Below are 16,282 nucleotides of genomic sequence, written 5' to 3' on the forward strand. Positions count from 1 at the left end.
CTTACGCGCGCCCGAACGGCTTGATTAGGAAACGGTAATACTAAAGTTTCCGCCGTGGCGCCGATGTTCCCGCACATCCGGCAGTTCCGGTGCTTCGGAGGGGGTGCAATGTTGCACCGTCTCCTGTGTTTCGCGCCATGACGGCACTGGAACCGGGCGGATGATACGGGGTGATATGATGACTTTCACAACCGCGAGAACATCGTGATTAAACGTATTGCAGCAGCGATTGTGGGGATCGGTGTCGCCGGTGGCGTCGGGTTCCTGGCCTATGCGTGGTATCCGGCCATTGCGCCGGTTGCACCGCCTCCTCCCTCCACCTTCACCGCCGCCCAGATCGAGCGCGGGCGCGTGCTGGCCGCTGGCGGCTACTGCGCGGAGTGCCACACCCGCACCGATGGCGTGCGCGGCGTCGAGCTTGCAGGTGACTACAAGATGGACACGCCCTTTGGCGCCATCTTCTCCTCCAACATCACGCCCGACCCCGAAACGGGCATCGGCCACTGGTCGGAGGCCGCCTTCAAGCGCGCCATGCGCAAGGGCATCTCGCGTGATGGCACGCAGCTCTTCCCCGCCTTCCCGTTCGATCACTTCACGCACATGACGGACCAGGACATCGATGATGTCTATGCCTTCCTCATGACGCGTGCGCCGGTGCATTCGGTCAAGCGCGACAACACGGTGGGCTTCCCCTTCAACATCCGCCTCGAGCAGGCGGGCTGGAAGCTCCTGTTCCTGCATGAAGGACCGCTGAAGTACAACCAGCAGCAGGATGCCGCATGGAACCGTGGCGCGTATCTGGCCGAAGGGCTGAGCCACTGCTCGGCATGCCACACGCCGCGTAACCTGATGGGCGCCGAAAAGGCCAGCGCGCCCTATGATGGCGCGCCGGTCGATAACTGGATCGCGCCCCCGCTCAATGAGCATAACCCGACCCCGGTCGTGTGGACCGAGGACGAGTATTTCAAATACCTGCGCTTTGGTTCCGCGCCGCTGCATGGCAGCGCTGCCGGCCCGATGTCGCCCGTGGTGCATGGCGGCCTGAGCGAGATGCCGGAAGCCGACGTGCATGCCATCGCGCATTACCTGGCCCAGATCGATCATGCCTCGACCCGCGTAAGCCAGGACCCCAAGGCCCTTGCATGGGCCATGAACGCCTCGATGAAGGATCTGGTCGGCCCGCAGGTCAACCCGAACGCCAAGCTCTATGCCGGTGCCTGCGCCGCGTGCCACGCCAATGCTGGCCCGCAGCCGGTTGAAGGCCGCCCCGACCTGGCGCTGAACAACGCGCTGTGGCTCGATGAGCCGACCAACCTGTTCCAGGTCATCCTGCGCGGCATTGGCACGACGGAAGGCATTTCCACGGTGTCCATGCCCAGCTTCTACCATTCCTTCTCGGATGCGGACCTCGCCCGGCTGGCAACCTACCTGCGGGCAACCCGCACGACCCTGCCGCCGTGGACCGATCTGGAAAAGAAGGCCGCTGACGTGCGCAAGACCCTGCCCACGCCGCCTGTCGCGTCGTCCCATTGAGCTGAAAGACGGAGCTAGAACATGACGACCTTTCGCCTCAATGGACGAGACGTAACCGTTGACGTGCCCGATGATACCCCCCTGCTGTGGGTCATCCGTGACGAAGTTGGCCTGACCGGAACAAAATTCGGTTGTGGCATCGGCATGTGTGGTGCGTGCACCATCCATATCGGTGGCCGGGCCACCCGCTCGTGCGTGACCCCGGTCAGCGCGGCAGAAGGTGCCGACATCACCACGATCGAAGGCATCGACCCCGAGGGTAACCACCCCGTGCAGCAGGCCTGGCGCGAGATCCAGGTGCCGCAATGCGGCTACTGCCAGTCCGGGCAGATCATGCAGGCAGTAAGCCTGCTGAAGGATTACCCCTCTCCCACGGATGAGGAAATCGATGCCGTCATGGCAGGCAGCCTGTGCCGGTGCATGACCTATGTTCGCATTCGTGAGGCCATCAAGAAGGCCGCGGCCAACGCACGCGGAGATGCATCAAATGGGTAGATTAAACCGCTTCCGCCTGGGCAAGGACGGACGCCGCGAACAGACCACCCTGTCGCGTCGCGGCTTTCTTGTCACTTCGCTTGGCGCCGGGGTCATGTTCGGCTTCGCGCGCCCGGCCTCGGCCAACCAGATCTTCCCGCTCGACAAGGCGCTGCCCGGCGATGGCGCGTTCGAGCCGACCATCTGGTGCGCGATCGCGCCCGATGGCGAGATCACGGTCAACATCATCCGCGCGGAAATGGGCCAGCATATCGGCACCGCCCTTGCCCGCATCATCGCGGACGAGATGGAAGCCGACTGGAGCAAGGTCCGCATCAACTACGTCGACACCGACCCCAAATGGGGCCTGATGGTGACCGGCGGCAGCTGGTCGGTCTGGATGACGTGGGATGTGTTCCGCCAGGCCGGTGCGGCCACCCGCACGGCACTGGTCGAGGAAGCCGCCCGCCTGCTTGGCACGACGCCCGACAAGTGCACGGTGGCCAATGGCATCGTGACGGCTGGCACCAAGCAGATCAGCTTTGGCGATATCGTGGCCAAGGGCCATCCGTCCCATTCCTTCACGCCTGAGGAAATGGCCAAGCTGCCGCTCAAGCCCGCGAGCGAACGCCGCCTGATCGGCAATGCCGAGATCAAGGCGCTGGACATTCCGGCCAAGACCAACGGCACCGCCATCTACGGCATCGACGTCAAGGTGGAGGGCATGGTCTATGCCCGCCCCAAGATGCCGCCCACCCGCTATGGCTCGAAGGTGCGCTCCGTTGATGATACGGATGCCAAGAAGATCAAGGGCTACGAGCGCTACCTGATCATCGAGGACCCGTCCGAGGTGGTACAGGGCTGGGTCGTGGTGCTGGCCAGGACCTACAGTGCCGCCATCCGCGCCGCCGATGCGCTGAAGGTGGACTGGACCCCGGGCGAGACCATCCACACATCCGAGGCCGACATTCAGGATCGCGGCCGCGAACTGATCAAGAACAAGGATGGCGGCGTCTACATCTTCAATGATGATGGCGTGGACCAGGCCTTCAGCGGCGCGCATACGGTCATGGAGCAGGAATATACCTGCGCATCCGTGCTGCACTACCAGCTCGAGCCGACCAATGCCGTCGCCTTCGAGAAGGACGGCGTGTACGAGATCCATGCCGGCAACCAGTGGCAGAGCCTGATCCTGCCCACGCTGGCCAAGGCGCTGCAGGTGCCCGAGAGCAAGGTGATCCTGCGCAGCTACCTGCTCGGTGGCGGCTTTGGCCGCAGGCTGAATGGTGACTACATGATCCCCGCCGCCCTTGCGTCGAAGGCGCTGGGTGGCAAGCCGGTCAAGCTGATCCTGACGCGGTCGGACGACATGCAGTTCGATTCCTTCCGCTCGCCTTCCGTCCAGCGCGTGCGCATGGCCTTTGATGGCAGCGACAGGATCACGGGCATGGACTACCAGGCTGCCGCGGGCTGGCCCACGGGCGTCATGGCCGAAGCGTTCATGGAAAAGGGTGTGGACGGCAAGCCTTATGACCAGTTCGCCATCGCCGGTGGCGATCATTGGTACGAGGTTGGCGCCTTCCGCGTGCGCGCGCTGCGCAATGACCTGGCGGAAAAGACCTTCCGCCCCGGCTGGCTGCGTTCGGTCAGCCCCGGCTGGACCAGCTGGGGGATCGAGTGCTTCCTCGATGAGGTCGCGCACCGCCAGAAGAAAGACCCCGCGCAGTTCCGCCTTGACCTGCTGACCGCACAGGGCCGCAACAAGGGCGAGGCACCGGATTCCGTCGGTGGTGCGCTGCGTCAGGCTGCGGTTGTCCGCCGCCTGATGGAAAAGGTGAACTGGGGCAAGACCACCCTGCCCAAGGATACCGCACTCGGCCTTGCCACCACGGCAGGGCAGGAACGCGGCATGCCGACCTGGATCGGCTGCGTGGCACAGGTGCATGTTGACCGCAGCACCGGCGTGGTCACCTGCCAGAAGCTGACCATCGTGGTTGATGCGGGTACCGTGGTCGACCCCGATGGCGCCAAGGCCCAGACCGAGGGTGCCGCGCTGTGGGGGCTGAGCATGGTCCTGTTCGAGAACACGGAAATCGTGAACGGCCTGCCCGTGGACCGGAACCTGAACACCTATACCCCGCTGCGTATTGCCGATACGCCGGAAATGGACATCGAGTTCCTGCCCAGCACCGAAAAGCCCATGGGCCTTGGCGAGCCGGGCACGACGGTGGTGGGGCCTGCCATTGGCAACGCCATCTTCAATGCCGTGGGCGTGCGCCTGCGCCACATGCCGGTGCGCCCGGCCGATGTGCTGCGCGGGTTGCAGGGAAGCTGATCCCTTCCAGCATTGACGCAAGAAAAAAGCCCGGCATGCGCCTTGCATGCCGGGCTTTTTCATGGCCTGCGCATTCCCTTCAGCTACCGGGGCGCATGCCCATGCAGGCGGCCAGAATGGCCAGAAAGCACAGTTCCGCCAGACAGATGACAAACCACTGCACCATCATGTAGCCCCGCGGCATGGCACCACGCCGCCAGGCCATGCGTTCCACCATGGCTGTCGCGGCAAATCCCGCGATCAGCGTCATGAGCCCGGCAAGTTCCTGCACGGTCGCCATGCACAGCCCGATCCAGCCGATGAAGGCCGGCAGGCCGCCCAGTGCAAGGCGCAGGTTGGTCAGACGCTGCGTGCCGCCTGCGGGTATGATGTCGGGCTGTTCCAGCGCCAGCCCCCAGTGCACCGCGCCCAGGAAGGACAGCATCACCGCGCCATAGCCCACGGCGGCGGTCAGCAGGCGTGGGGTGTGGTCGGGCGAGAGGAACAGGATCGCGCAGGTGCAGCCAACCAGTGGCAGCAGGCTGGCCACGGCGGTAACGATGGCAAGCAGCGGCAGGCGTTTCACGGCGGGGTCTCCTAATATCTTGTGCTGAGTTGCATAGCCTACTCTGGCGCGATGCGTTGCATCTGTTATCGTGGGGAAGGATATGCGTGCCGGTGGCATGCGCCATCCCCATAATGTCAAATCTGAGGAAACAGATACCATGAGCGCCATTATCGATATCATCGCCCGCGAGATCCTCGACAGCCGGGGCAATCCCACCATCGAGGTGGATGTTGAACTGGCATCGGGCGCCAAGGGCCGCGCCGCCGTGCCGTCAGGCGCTTCCACCGGCGCGCATGAAGCCGTGGAACTGCGCGATGGCGACCTCAAGCGCTATGGCGGCAAGGGCGTGCTCAAGGCCGCGGCCAATGTGGAAGGCGAAATCCTTGAAGCATTGCAGGGCGTGGAATCGACCGATCAGGTCGCCATTGACGAGGCGATGATCGATCTTGACGGCACCCCCAACAAGGCCCGGCTGGGTGCCAACGCCATTCTCGGCGTGTCGCTGGCAGTCGCCAAGGCCTCGGCGGAGGAACTGCAGACCCCGCTCTACCGCTACGTGGGCGGCGTCTATGCCCGCACCCTGCCCGTGCCGATGATGAACATCATCAATGGCGGCCAGCATGCCGACAACCCGATCGACATCCAGGAATTCATGATCCAGCCGGTGGGTGCGCCTACCGTCACCGATGCCATCCGCATGGGTTCCGAAATCTTTGCCCAGCTCAAGAAGAGCCTGTCAGGCGCTGGCTACAACACCAACGTGGGCGATGAAGGCGGGTTTGCCCCGGCACTGAAATCGGCGGACGAAGCGCTTGGCTTCATGATGCGCGCGGTCGAGGCGGCGGGCTACAAGCCGGGTGATGACGTGACCTTCGCCCTCGATTGCGCGGCCACCGAGTTCTACAAAAATGGCCGCTATGAACTGGCGGGCGAGGACAGGAGCCTCGATGCGGCTGGCATGATCGCCTATCTGGCCGATCTTTCCGCCCGCTACCCCATCATCTCCATCGAGGATGGCCTTGCGGAAGACGACTGGGAAGGCTGGGCCGAACTGACCGCCAATCTCGGCCACAAGCTGCAACTGGTGGGGGATGACCTGTTCGTGACCAACCCCGACCGCCTGCGCCGGGGCATCAAGGATGGCGTGGCCAACTCCCTGCTGGTCAAGGTCAACCAGATCGGCACGCTGAGCGAGACGCTGGAAGCCGTGCAGATGGCCCAGCATGCCGGTTACACGGCCGTGATGAGCCACCGCTCGGGCGAGACGGAAGACAGCACCATCGCCGACCTGGCCGTGGCGACCAATTGCGGGCAGATCAAGACCGGCTCGCTGTCGCGCTCCGATCGCACGGCAAAATACAACCAGCTGATCCGGATCGAGAACGAACTGGCCACCGCGGCACGCTATGCCGGGCGCACGATTCTCAAGAACGGATGACATGCGGGCCTGGGCGGGTTAAGCCCGTCCGGCCTGAAGGGATATAAAAAGGGGGAATGGGATGCAGGTAGTCAAGATCGCGAAGCGTGTAATGCGGGCGACCATTCCCCCTGCCCTGTTCATCGCACTGACAGGCTATTTTGGCTGGAACGTCATGCGCGGCGAGCACGGGCTGCACAGCTATGCCACGCAACTGCACCTGCTTGATGAGGCGCGTTCCGCCCAGCAGGACGCCACGGCCGAGCAGGAGGTGTGGCTGCGCCGCGTGCGTGGTCTCAAGGAAGGCGCGCTCGATACCGACCTGCTTGATGAACGCGCCCGCTCCATGCAGAACCTTGCGCGCCAGGACGAGATTGTCGTGCCTTACGCTGAGCATGACCATCTTTACTAGGCAGGCCCGACTTAAGCAGGCCCAGTGCGGCACGGACACAAAAAAACCCCGGCGGAAAACCTGCCGGGGTTTTTTGCATCTCCACGGATCGGGAGATTATTTGATCTTCGCTTCGCGGAAGGCCACGTGCTTGCGCGCGACGGGGTCGTATTTCCGCAGTTCCATCTTGCCGGTCTGGGCGCGGGCATTCTTCTTGGTCACATAGAAGTAGCCCGTGTCCGCCGTGGAGACGAGTTTGATCTGAATGGTGTTGCTCTTGGCCATGATATCCTCAGCACTGCTCCGCCGCTGCTGGAACACTCAGGTGCAGCAGTGGTTCAAGTTGGCGGAAAATGCGCATACACAAGGCTCAGGTCAAGCACCTTGACCAATATTTCTGCTGGAATCGCCCCAGAATGGTAAAAAAAATGGAGTGTCGTGCCCGATGTTGAGTGTAGCGCAAGCGCGTGAGCGGATTCTTGAAGGGGTTTTCCCTCTCCCGGCCGAGGTCGTGGCCCTGACCGATGCCTGCGGGCGCGTCAGTAGCGCCCCGATCATGGCGGGGCTGTCCAACCCGCCGGCCGATGTCTCGTCCATGGATGGCTACGCCGTGCGCGCGGCTGACCTGTCGGCTGGCGGGGCAAGCCTTGCTTGCATTGCCGAGGCCCCTGCGGGCCATCCCTTTACCGGCACGCTCGCGGCCGGGCAGTGCGTGCGGATCTTTACCGGCAGCGTCATGCCCGCCGGCGCGGATGCCGTGCTGATACAGGAGAACGCCCGGCGCGAGGGTGACAGCGTGCACACCACGCACACGCTGGCGCCCGGCACCTATGTGCGCCGCATGGGGCAGGATTTTGCGGCGGGGCAGGTGCTTGTGCCCGCGGGCAGGCGGCTGTCGGCGCGTGATGTGGGGCTGGCGGCGGCAGCCAACAATGCGTGGGTGCAGGTCACCCGCCGCCCGCGCGTGGCCATTGCCGCCACGGGCGATGAACTGCTCCTGCCCGGCAGCCCCCTTGGCGCGGGCCAGATTGCCAATTCCAACACGCCCATGCTGGCCGCCCTGCTGCGCGCCGTGGGCGCCGAGCCGGTCATGCTGCCGGTGCTGCGCGATGACATGGCCGATGTGGCGACGCTGGAACGCATGGTTGATGGCGTGGACATGCTGCTGACTGCGGGCGGTGCCAGCGTGGGCAGCCATGACCTAGTGCGCGCCGGGTTGGAACAGGTGGGGCTGAAAACCGATTTCTGGAAGATTGCCATGCGCCCGGGCCGCCCGCTGATGTCAGGCCATCTGGGCCGCCTGCCCTTTATCGGCCTGCCGGGCAACCCGGTTGCGGCCTTCGTGTGTTCCATCGTGTTCGTGCTACCTGCCCTGCGGCGCATGGCCGGGCTGGCGCACCCTGTCGAGCCACCGGTTCACGCCATTCTGGGCTGCGACGTGCCCCAAAACGACCAGCGCATGGACCACCTTCGCGCAACCCTGGCACAGGACGAACAAGGCCGCCTGGTGGCAACGCCCTTCCCCAGACAGGATTCGGCCATGCTGCATGTGCTGGCGCAAAGCCAGGCGCTGGTACTGCGTGCCCCCCACGCGCCAGCGGCACGAAAGGGCGATGCCTGCGCTGTGATCCGTATCGATCACGTCTTTGCATAAGCCGGAATGCCAGTTGACGCGCGAGAGGGAACCAATATAGAACATGGAACAGGTTTTTGATTTGTTCCATGGCGCTCGCGCATTGGCGGCGCTGCTCACGGCAAAAGGACATGTGGCATGCTCACCAGGAAACAACATGAGCTTTTGCTGTTTATCGATGGCCATCTGCGCCGGACGGGCTTTTCCCCCTCCTTTGATGAAATGAAGGATGCGCTCGGCCTGCGCTCCAAATCAGGCATTCATCGCCTCATTTCAGCGCTGGAGGAGCGTGGCTTCCTGCATCGCAGGCATCATCGGGCCCGTGCGCTCGAGATCCTGCGCCTGCCCGATATCGATGTACCGCCGCCCCGCCCTGCCGATTCGCCCCGGCCCGCGCCCGACCTGCCCGCCCCCGAACAGATCGCCGCCGTGATGGACGTGCCCTTTGTGGGGCGTATTGCCGCGGGCAACCCCATCGAGGCCATAACGCCCGAGACCACCCGCATCACCGTGCCCGCCGACATGCTGGGCAAGGCCAGCCATTATGCGCTGGAGGTAACGGGCAACTCGATGGAGGAAGCGGGCATTCTTGATGGCGACATGGTCATCATCCGTGAACAGAACCACGCGAATGACGGCGAGATCGTGGTGGCCCTGATTGATGGCGATGAGGTGACGCTCAAGCGCATCCGCCATCAGGGCAGCGAGATTGCGCTGATCCCCGCCAATAGCGCGTATGAGACCCGGATTTTCCCGGCAGGGCGGGTGTACATACAGGGCACGCTGGCTGGCCTGATCCGGCGCTACTGAAGGTTACGGATGCCGCCTTTGTTTCAAACAGGCGGCATTCTCATGACGGCATGATGTCATGCCACGGCGGCAGCAGGGTCGCGAGTTGCGCCACCGCTTCCGGCCCCATGGGTGTGATGGGCGGGAACTGCGCCACAATGCGCACCTGGCCGTGGCGTATGATGGCATCACGCCCCACGGGTTCGGGCGGGCCGTTCAGGATCACGCCCGCCACATGCAGCCCCCGTGCCCGCAGGGCGGCAAGGCTGAGCAGCGTGTGGTTGATCGTGCCCAGCGTGCTGCGCGCAACCAGCACCACCGGCAGCGCCAGCCGCGCCATCAGGTCGATCATCAGGTAATCGGGCGCAATCGGCACGAACACGCCCCCTGCCCCTTCCACCACCACCGGGCCTGCCGCCGGATCGTGGTCCGGCAGGGCAATCAGATCAGGGTCGATGCGGGCATGGACCTGTCGCGCTGCATCCTCAGGCGAAAGAGACGCCCCGAAACTGGCTGCTGGCGGATAAAGCCGCGTGGCATCGAGCCCGGTCAGGTGGCGCAGGCTCGTGCTGTCGGATGGCGCATCATCCGTGCCGCTCTGCAGCGGCTTCCAGTAAGCGGCGTTCCACGCCCGCACCAGTGCGGCGGAGGTTACGGTCTTGCCCACATCCGTATCCGTGCCGGTCACGAACACGCCGGGCCACGGCGCGCGATGAAACTGCCCGTACGCAACATGATACGACATGGCAAAAGGCGCATCTCCAGCGCCTGCCGCAACCAGCACGCGCCGCAGGCCATCCGTGTGGGGGCTGTCGGTATGGGTTGCGCCAATCGCGCGGAGTTCACGCACGAAGGCCAAGGGAGACCGAGGCGTGTCGATGATTTCAACATCTTCCCACAGGCCCGCGCCACAGCCGGGCCATTCGGCCTGCAACGTGGTACTGGGTGGGTAATCGACCATGGGGCATGTCCTGCCCACGGCGTCATACACCGCCCGCCATTGGCGGAAGCTACCCGCGCACAGCGTTGCCAGCGCCATCTGCCCGCCCGGCGCCAGCAGGCGACCGAGCGCGGCGAGGGCTGCCTTGCGGTCGGCAAACCACTGCATGGCCAGGCTGGAGCAGATCAGGTCGAACGGTCCGGTCAGGTCTGGCGCTTCGCCATCCATGCGGTGCAACACAAGTTGCCCGTCATCCGGCATGGATCGTGCAAGGCGTTGCAGCATGCCCGGCGCAATATCGGTAGCGGTAATGTGGGCATGGGGAAACAGGCGGCGCAGTTCACGGGTCAGGAAGCCGGTGCCACAGCCAATTTCCAGAATGCGGAGCGGGGCATGGGCGCGCATGCCGGCAGCAATGCGCCCGGCCAGTTCGGTGGCGGCAATGCGCTGGATGCGGGCCGCCTGCTCATAATCCCGCGCCGTATCGAACCGGGCGGCAATGCTGTCCTTGCGCGTCATGATGGCGTTATCCGTCTGGCCATGGTGGTGATGGCATGAGCACAGGCCCCGGCATGCGTAAGCGGCAGCAGGTGCCCCCCTTCCACCCATTCAATTGGCCGGGCAGTAAAGCAGGCCTTGGTCAGCGCGGGGGGGGCAATGGCATCCTGCGTGCCCGCCATGACATGAACCGGGCATGTCGTGGCGTGCAGGTCGGCCCGGCAGTCCATGTCCATCAGCGCATCCAGCCCGGTTTCCAGCCGGTCGCGCGCGATCGGTTCCGGCACGGGCGAATCAATGCCCGCGCGCAGGCGGAAGCTGTGCAGCAGCCCCTGTGGCGCGCGCAGCAGCCCCTGCCGCATGCGTTCGATCACGCGCCGGGCAATGCCAGCCGTAAAATCTGGCCCGGCCCCAAACCGGCTGAAACCGTTGATCAGGATCAGGCCCCGGCACAGCGGACCATGGTGGCGCAGCAGCCATAACGTGCCCAGTGAGTGCCCGACTCCGATATAGGGCACCTGCGGCAGGTCCATGTGGGCGCGCGGGGAAAAGAAGCCAAAGTCGAGGCAACGCGTGCGTGCCGTGCCAAGCGCCGTGCGGGTCGCGGCCCAGAAGGTGGGGTCGAACGCCCAGCCATGCACGAAGGCCACAGGCAGGGCAGCGCTCATGCCGCGCTCTGCCGCAGGGCCAGCGGAATGGCCGTGGCAAGCTGCCCGATCATGCAATCGGTATGGGCAGCACTCAGCGCAAGGCGGATGCGGCTGCCATTGGGGGGCACCGTGGGCGGGCGTATGGCGGTGGCAAGCAGGCCCTGCGCCTCAAGGCTTGCGGCAAAGCGCAGGGCGCGGGCGGCATCGCCAAGCATGATGGGCACGATCTGCGTGGTCGAGGGCTCGGGCGAGAGGCCACAGCCCCGCACCACATCGCGGATATGGGCTGCGTTGCGGGCCAGCCGGGCACGGTCTTCATCCAGATGGGGCACGCATTCAAGGGCCGCGTCCATTGCGCCAAGCATGGCAGGCGGCGGGGCGGTGGTAAACACGAAGCCCGAACAGGCATTGACCAGCCAGTCGCACAACGCGCGCGAGCCGGTTACGAACGCGCCAAAGCCGCCCAGCGCCTTGCTGAACGTGCCCATGACCAGATCGATCTCATGCCCCGCGCACAGGCCACGCCCCTGCGGGCCGAGCACGCCGGTGGCATGGGCTTCATCCACGTAGGTGAAGGCGCCGTATTGCCGCGCCAGCGCGCTGAGGCGGGCGATGTCGGTGCGGTCGCCGTCCATGCTGAACACGCTTTCCGTCACGATGATCCGCAGCCCCGGATCACCGGCATGGCGGATCAGCAGGCTTTCCAGATGATCAAGGTCGTTATGGCGAAAGCGGATCTGCCGCACGCCAGCCGCCATGCAGCCCTGATGCAGGCTGGCATGGTTCAGCCGGTCGGCAAAGACCAGCGGGGGCGCGCCCTGCTCGGCCGCCAGCCGCAGCAGGGCCGCCAGCACCGAGGCATTGGCCTGCCACCCGCTGGCCAGCAGCAGCGCGGCTTCCGCCCCCTTGAAGGTCGCGAGGCGCGCTTCCACCGCCATATGCCGCGCGCTGGTGCCCGTTACGAGCCGCGAGGCGCCCGCACCCGTTCCGTCCTCATGCAGCCATTGTGCCGCGCGGGTGGCAAGGGCGGGGTGATGCGACAGGCCGAGATAGTCATTGGATGAGAAATTGACCAGCGCGCGCCCGTCACGGATAACGGTGACCGGCCCGGTCTGGCGCACGGGGCGCAGCACGCGGCGGACATGGTGCTGCGCCATGTGGTCGAGCGCGGTCTGGAAAAGGGTATCGAAACAGGCCATGAAGCGCATTCTCCTGCCGGAGCCTGCCGCCCCGGTCAATCCCGCCAATGCAATATCACGGAGAGAGCGCATGTGTGGACCTGAATGGCTGGAACAAGGCATGCAGCATGTCTGGCTGCCCTACGCACAGATGCAGACCGCCCTGCCACCGCTCCCCGCCGCGCGCACGCAGGGCTGCACCATCACGCTGGCCGATGGCACGGAACTGCTTGATGGCATCGCCTCATGGTGGACGGCCTGCCACGGCTACAATCACCCGCACATCCGTGCTGCGGTGTCGGCCCAGCTTGAGCGCATGCCCCATGTCATGTTTGGCGGCCTGGCCAATGAACCGGCCCTGACGCTGGCGCGCCGCCTTGCGGGCCTGCTGCCCGGTGACCTGGAGCGGGTGTTCTTTACCGATTCCGGCTCGGTCGCGGTCGAGGTGGCGATGAAGATGGCCATCCAGTACTGGCTCAACCAGGGCCAGACCGGGCGGACAAGGCTGCTGGCCTTCCGTGGCGGCTATCATGGCGATACGATCGCCACCATGGCCGTGTGCGACCCCGAAGAAGGGATGCACAGCCTCTATAACGGCGCGCTGCCCGAGCATTTCATTGCCGACCTGCCGGTCGATGCCGCCAGCACCGCAGCCCTTGATGCCCTGCTGGCGCAGCACGCGGGCAGCATTGCCGCCATCATCACCGAACCATTGGTGCAGGGCGCGGGCGGCATGCTGTTTCATGCGCCCGAAGTGCTGCGCACCCTGCGCACGCTGGCCGACCGCCATGGCGTGCTGCTGATCCTTGATGAGATCTTTACCGGCTTCGGCCGCACCGGCACGATGTTCGCCTGCGAGCAGGCCGGGATCGTGCCTGATATCATAACCCTTTCAAAGGCATTGACCGGGGGCACCATGGCGCTGGCCGCCACCGTGGCGCGCAGGCACGTATTCGAGGCTTTTTTGTCCGATGATCCGCTGCATGCGCTCATGCATGGGCCGACCTTCATGGCCAATGCCATGGCCTGCGCCTGCGCCAATGCCTCGCTTGACCTGTTTGCCGCCGAACCCCGCCTGCAGCAGGTAGCCCGGATCGAAGCGCAGATGCGCGCCGAACTCGAACCGTGCCGCAGCCTGCCCCATGTGGTTGATGTGCGTGTCATGGGCGCGATCGGCGTGGTGGAACTTGACCGCATACGTGACATGAATGCGCTCAAGACAGCCCTGATCGCCCAAGGGGCATGGGTGCGCCCCTTCCGGAACATCGTTTACCTGACGCCTGCTTTTACCATCACGCCAGCCGAGCTTACCCGCCTGGCCACCGCAATCCGCACGGTTCTGGGCCAAACGGTTCCCGATCAGCGCTAGGCCATGACGGACTGATCTGGTATGGAAGCCTATGACTTTTTTTCAGCACAGATCCTGGCGCATGACAAATCATGACAGCAAGCGGCAGATCGTACTGAAGATCCTGTCGGATGGGCAGGCGCGTTCCGTCAAGGAAATTGGCGACCTGTTCCCCGAACTCGGCACCTACCATGCCCGCCTGGCCCTGCAGGCCCTGCGCAATCAGGGGCTGGTTACGGTGGAGGATGCGTCTGGGGCAAGCGATGGCCGCAAGCGCAAGGTCTGGCGGCTGGTCAAGCCAACTGCCTGAAAGCAATGACCCCCGCAGCAGGGCTGGCGGGGGTCGGCCCGTTGATCAGGACGGGGTGGATTCCAGTTCTTCCTTCTTGCCCGCGGCGGGCTTGGCGCGGCTGCTGCGGCGCGGAGCGCGGGGCGCACGCGGCGCGGGAGCCGGTGCGGCTTCCGGAGCGGCGTCGATCGTGGGCTGGGGGGCTGTTTCCGCAGGCTCGATCACGGCGGCCTGCTCGGCTGCGGGCTCGGCGGGCTCATCGGCGGCGTTATCGCCGGGCTGGCGGTTCTCGACGGGCCGCGGCTGCCGGTTGGACATGCGCTCCTGACGTTCCTGCTGGCTCTGCTGGGCGGCCTGCGTCATGGCGTTGAGAATGCGGAAATAATGTTCGGCATGCTGAAAATAGGCTTCCGCCATGACGCGGTCGCCGCTGCCGCTGGCATCGCGGCCAAGCTGCAGGTATTTTTCAAACAGTTGCTGTGCCGTGCCCCGCACGCGCAGGTCCGGGCCATTGCTGTCAAATACATGGTTGCGGTTCAACGGGATCTGGCCATTATTATGGCGTACGGTTCCGCCACTGCTACCGCCCGAACGATGGTGACGGCTCCGCATGCGTTTCATGTTCATAAGCTGTCGCAGCACTTTCCTGTTGCCGGTCGCTGGCGCTGCCCTGGACCGTGGGGCGGTCTCTGCCCGTCCCGTCTGTTGCCATGTTGGTTGTCCGGTACGACACCGGACACGGATCCCTGCGCGTGGCGGAACCTGTAGGGGGTTCGGGTCGCCTGACATTTATGTTTTGCAATCGGGATCGCCCGCGGGGAATGGAACAGCAATCAACCCGCTTTTCGTTTTCCCTGCGTTTTGGCAATATAGCCCGCGCTTTTCTTTCTGCCAAATTATTTTTTCACCACTAGCGCCCGCCCTATTCCGCCAAGATCGGGGCGTATTTCCACAACGTCCAGCCCCGCTTCGCGCATGAGCGCGGGCACGCTCCCATGCTGGCCAATGCCCAGTTCCAGCACGCCCAGGCCACCCGGCGCCAGCAGGTCCGGCAGCATGCGGGCCAGGGCGCGGTAGGCGACAAGCCCGTCCGGCCCGCCATCAAGCGCGCGTGCGGGTTCATGAGCCACCACGTCGGGCATGAGGGTGGCCAGGTCGGCATGGGGAATATAGGGCGGATTGCTCAGCACGAGGTCGAACGGCCCCGCCACACCATCGGCCCAGTTGCAGCACAGCATATGGCTGCGCGCGGCCAGCCCGTTGCGCGTGGCGTTAAAGCTGGCCAGTTCCGCCGCCTGCGGGTTGAGGTCCGTGCCAATACCGTGGGCACGCTGGTATTCCGCCAGGATGGCCAGCAGCAGGCAGCCCGTGCCGGTGCCGATATCGAGCACGCGCAGCGGGGCGTTCCGGTCAGGCAGGTGGTCGAGCACGGCCTCGACAAGAGTTTCGGTATCGGCGCGCGGGATGAGGGTTGCGGGCGATACCGCAAGGTCAAGCGACCAGAACCCGGCCTGCCCGGTAATATAGGCCATGGGCTCATACCGCAGGCGCCGGGCCAGCATATCGGCAAGCCGGGCCGTAGCGGCCTCGCCCAGCGTATCGATGCGCAGCAGCCCGGCGAGGTCGGTCCGGGCCGCATGGGCCGCGAGCAGGCGCGCCTCGCGCTGGGGGGCCTCGATGCCGGCGGCACGCAGTTTTTGCGTCGCGTCATGCAACAGGTGGCGCAAATTTGTGGGCGCCGGTGTCATGGCATCTTTCATCGCCGCTGCTTTCCGTCATACTGGGGCATTATGTACCTGCCCGCCCCTTCATTGCGCCTTGCGCGCCTGTTTCTGGCCGCCATGCTGTGCGCTGGCGCTTCCCCTGCCCTTGCCGGATCGTTCGATGTCAGGGACGACTATGGCAGTGGGGAAATTTCGGAAGCCGAGCGGTTTTACGTCGATGAGCAGCTTGTTGCCACCTTTCGCCTCGACGCAAACCATACCAGCCAGACGGTCCATGTCGAGACCGCGATGGGGCGCCTCAACCACAGCTATGCCCTGTGCGGGGAAATCTACATCCGCCGCCCCGGTGGCAAGGTCGAGATCCATCAGGTCAGCGGGGAAGGCATTCTGTATCATCCCGATGGCCATCATTTTGAGGCCATTGCCTCGCGCAATTTCACCGAGTTCTACCTCATCGATGACAATGAGCCCGAAAGCGTCGAGCGCCACCCCGGCCATAGCAGCCTGTGCGCCGCCCCCACGTCCTGAACGGGTGC

Annotated in this window: 17 protein-coding genes; 10 read left to right on the forward strand and 7 right to left on the reverse strand. The window is 64.8% G+C overall.

The features are described from left to right. Nucleotides 1–204: 204 nt before the first annotated feature. From HNW77_RS00645 to HNW77_RS00655, 3 genes are read left to right on the forward strand one after another with little or no spacing between them, the layout of a single operon-like run. Nucleotides 205–1,533: a c-type cytochrome gene (locus HNW77_RS00645; RefSeq protein WP_172154409.1), complete on the forward strand. Its 1,329-nt coding sequence runs from the start codon at nt 205–207 to the stop codon at nt 1,531–1,533. A gap of 21 nt (nt 1,534–1,554) precedes the next feature. Then, on the forward strand, nt 1,555–2,028 hold the full coding sequence (locus tag HNW77_RS00650; RefSeq protein ID WP_172154411.1) for a (2Fe-2S)-binding protein: 474 nt from the start codon (nt 1,555–1,557) through the stop codon (nt 2,026–2,028). Beyond that, a complete protein-coding gene (locus HNW77_RS00655) occupies nt 2,021–4,342 on the forward strand; it encodes a xanthine dehydrogenase family protein molybdopterin-binding subunit (RefSeq protein WP_172154413.1) in 2,322 nt (773 codons plus the stop codon). The genes HNW77_RS00650 and HNW77_RS00655 overlap by 8 nt, the downstream gene beginning before the upstream one ends. A 79-nt stretch (nt 4,343–4,421) precedes the next feature. Here the strand turns inward: HNW77_RS00655 and HNW77_RS00660 are convergent, their stop codons facing one another. Beyond that, nucleotides 4,422–4,907 carry a DUF3429 family protein gene (locus HNW77_RS00660; RefSeq protein ID WP_172154415.1) on the reverse strand — a complete coding sequence of 162 codons (486 nt, stop codon included), beginning with the start codon at nt 4,905–4,907 and terminating at the stop codon, nt 4,422–4,424. A 139-nt stretch (nt 4,908–5,046) separates the two neighbouring features. Between HNW77_RS00660 and eno the strand changes: the two genes are divergently transcribed. Beyond that, entirely contained in the window at nt 5,047–6,327 is a 1,281-nt protein-coding gene (gene eno / locus HNW77_RS00665; RefSeq protein WP_172154416.1) for a phosphopyruvate hydratase, read from the forward strand. A gap of 61 nt (nt 6,328–6,388) precedes the next feature. Next, nucleotides 6,389–6,718, forward strand: coding sequence for an FtsB family cell division protein (locus HNW77_RS00670; protein ID WP_061271732.1), 330 nt, complete (start codon nt 6,389–6,391; stop codon nt 6,716–6,718). Between the two features lie 96 nt (nt 6,719–6,814). Here HNW77_RS00670 and rpmG read toward each other — a convergent pair whose 3' ends face one another. Then, complete coding sequence (gene rpmG, locus HNW77_RS00675; protein ID WP_007400522.1) at nt 6,815–6,982, reverse strand: 50S ribosomal protein L33; 168 nt, start codon at nt 6,980–6,982, stop codon at nt 6,815–6,817. 160 nt (nt 6,983–7,142) lie between these two features. On the opposite strand from rpmG, the gene HNW77_RS00680 reads away from it, so the two are divergent. Further along, nucleotides 7,143–8,351 (forward strand): molybdopterin molybdotransferase MoeA, encoded by a 1,209-nt coding sequence (locus tag HNW77_RS00680; protein ID WP_172154417.1) that lies wholly within the window; start codon nt 7,143–7,145, stop codon nt 8,349–8,351. A 117-nt stretch (nt 8,352–8,468) separates the two neighbouring features. After that, nucleotides 8,469–9,140 (forward strand): transcriptional repressor LexA, encoded by a 672-nt coding sequence (gene lexA, locus HNW77_RS00685; RefSeq protein WP_172154418.1) that lies wholly within the window; start codon nt 8,469–8,471, stop codon nt 9,138–9,140. Nucleotides 9,141–9,180: 40 nt separating this feature from the next. Here the strand turns inward: lexA and bioD are convergent, their stop codons facing one another. Genes bioD through HNW77_RS00700 form a run of 3 tightly spaced genes read right to left on the reverse strand, consistent with a single transcriptional unit; the run spans nt 9,181 to nt 12,415 of the window. Beyond that, a complete protein-coding gene (bioD, locus tag HNW77_RS00690) occupies nt 9,181–10,578 on the reverse strand; it encodes a dethiobiotin synthase (protein WP_172154419.1) in 1,398 nt (465 codons plus the stop codon). Further along, on the reverse strand, nt 10,575–11,225 hold the full coding sequence (locus tag HNW77_RS00695) for an alpha/beta fold hydrolase (RefSeq protein ID WP_172154420.1): 651 nt from the start codon (nt 11,223–11,225) through the stop codon (nt 10,575–10,577). The genes bioD and HNW77_RS00695 overlap by 4 nt, the downstream gene beginning before the upstream one ends. Beyond that, the gene (locus HNW77_RS00700) at nt 11,222–12,415 is read right to left on the reverse strand and encodes an aminotransferase class I/II-fold pyridoxal phosphate-dependent enzyme (RefSeq protein ID WP_196781805.1); all 1,194 of its coding nucleotides are present in this window, start codon (nt 12,413–12,415) and stop codon (nt 11,222–11,224) included. Before HNW77_RS00700 ends, HNW77_RS00695 begins: the two co-directional genes overlap by 4 nt. A gap of 61 nt (nt 12,416–12,476) precedes the next feature. Between HNW77_RS00700 and HNW77_RS00705 the strand changes: the two genes are divergently transcribed. Together HNW77_RS00705 and HNW77_RS00710 are read left to right on the forward strand one after the other, a co-directional pair. Then, the gene (locus HNW77_RS00705) at nt 12,477–13,754 is read left to right on the forward strand and encodes an adenosylmethionine--8-amino-7-oxononanoate transaminase (protein ID WP_172154422.1); all 1,278 of its coding nucleotides are present in this window, start codon (nt 12,477–12,479) and stop codon (nt 13,752–13,754) included. 31 nt (nt 13,755–13,785) lie between these two features. Then, nucleotides 13,786–14,043: a hypothetical protein gene (locus HNW77_RS00710; RefSeq protein WP_172154423.1), complete on the forward strand. Its 258-nt coding sequence runs from the start codon at nt 13,786–13,788 to the stop codon at nt 14,041–14,043. Between the two features lie 45 nt (nt 14,044–14,088). Here HNW77_RS00710 and HNW77_RS00715 read toward each other — a convergent pair whose 3' ends face one another. Both HNW77_RS00715 and prmC read right to left on the reverse strand, forming a co-directional pair. After that, complete coding sequence (locus HNW77_RS00715) at nt 14,089–14,634, reverse strand: DUF4167 domain-containing protein (RefSeq protein ID WP_241694201.1); 546 nt, start codon at nt 14,632–14,634, stop codon at nt 14,089–14,091. A gap of 284 nt (nt 14,635–14,918) precedes the next feature. Beyond that, nucleotides 14,919–15,782 carry a peptide chain release factor N(5)-glutamine methyltransferase gene (gene prmC / locus HNW77_RS00720; protein ID WP_172154424.1) on the reverse strand — a complete coding sequence of 288 codons (864 nt, stop codon included), beginning with the start codon at nt 15,780–15,782 and terminating at the stop codon, nt 14,919–14,921. Between the two features lie 30 nt (nt 15,783–15,812). Between prmC and HNW77_RS00725 the strand changes: the two genes are divergently transcribed. Continuing rightward, a complete protein-coding gene (locus tag HNW77_RS00725) occupies nt 15,813–16,274 on the forward strand; it encodes a hypothetical protein (protein ID WP_172154426.1) in 462 nt (153 codons plus the stop codon). Nucleotides 16,275–16,282: the final 8 nt, after the last annotated feature.

The sequence above is a fragment of the Komagataeibacter melomenusus genome (assembly GCF_013155395.1).
Lineage (GTDB): Bacteria > Pseudomonadota > Alphaproteobacteria > Acetobacterales > Acetobacteraceae > Komagataeibacter > Komagataeibacter melomenusus.

What these genes read in the sequence shown, in the direction of transcription:
- HNW77_RS00650 (WP_172154411.1), top strand. Translation starts at nt 1,555, where the DNA reads ATGACGACCTTTCGCCTCAATGGACGAGACGTAACCGTTGACGTGCCC.
- HNW77_RS00655 (WP_172154413.1), top strand. Translation starts at nt 2,021, where the DNA reads ATGGGTAGATTAAACCGCTTCCGCCTGGGCAAGGACGGACGCCGCGAA.
- eno (WP_172154416.1), top strand. Translation starts at nt 5,047, where the DNA reads ATGAGCGCCATTATCGATATCATCGCCCGCGAGATCCTCGACAGCCGG.
- HNW77_RS00670 (WP_061271732.1), top strand. Translation starts at nt 6,389, where the DNA reads ATGCAGGTAGTCAAGATCGCGAAGCGTGTAATGCGGGCGACCATTCCC.
- rpmG (WP_007400522.1), bottom strand. Translation starts at nt 6,982, where the DNA reads ATGGCCAAGAGCAACACCATTCAGATCAAACTCGTCTCCACGGCGGAC.
- HNW77_RS00680 (WP_172154417.1), top strand. Translation starts at nt 7,143, where the DNA reads ATGTTGAGTGTAGCGCAAGCGCGTGAGCGGATTCTTGAAGGGGTTTTC.
- lexA (WP_172154418.1), top strand. Translation starts at nt 8,469, where the DNA reads ATGCTCACCAGGAAACAACATGAGCTTTTGCTGTTTATCGATGGCCAT.
- bioD (WP_172154419.1), bottom strand. Translation starts at nt 10,578, where the DNA reads ATGACGCGCAAGGACAGCATTGCCGCCCGGTTCGATACGGCGCGGGAT.
- HNW77_RS00695 (WP_172154420.1), bottom strand. Translation starts at nt 11,225, where the DNA reads ATGAGCGCTGCCCTGCCTGTGGCCTTCGTGCATGGCTGGGCGTTCGAC.
- HNW77_RS00700 (WP_196781805.1), bottom strand. Translation starts at nt 12,415, where the DNA reads ATGCGCTTCATGGCCTGTTTCGATACCCTTTTCCAGACCGCGCTCGAC.
- HNW77_RS00705 (WP_172154422.1), top strand. Translation starts at nt 12,477, where the DNA reads ATGTGTGGACCTGAATGGCTGGAACAAGGCATGCAGCATGTCTGGCTG.
- HNW77_RS00710 (WP_172154423.1), top strand. Translation starts at nt 13,786, where the DNA reads ATGACTTTTTTTCAGCACAGATCCTGGCGCATGACAAATCATGACAGC.
- HNW77_RS00715 (WP_241694201.1), bottom strand. Translation starts at nt 14,634, where the DNA reads ATGCGGAGCCGTCACCATCGTTCGGGCGGTAGCAGTGGCGGAACCGTA.
- prmC (WP_172154424.1), bottom strand. Translation starts at nt 15,782, where the DNA reads ATGAAAGATGCCATGACACCGGCGCCCACAAATTTGCGCCACCTGTTG.
- HNW77_RS00725 (WP_172154426.1), top strand. Translation starts at nt 15,813, where the DNA reads ATGTACCTGCCCGCCCCTTCATTGCGCCTTGCGCGCCTGTTTCTGGCC.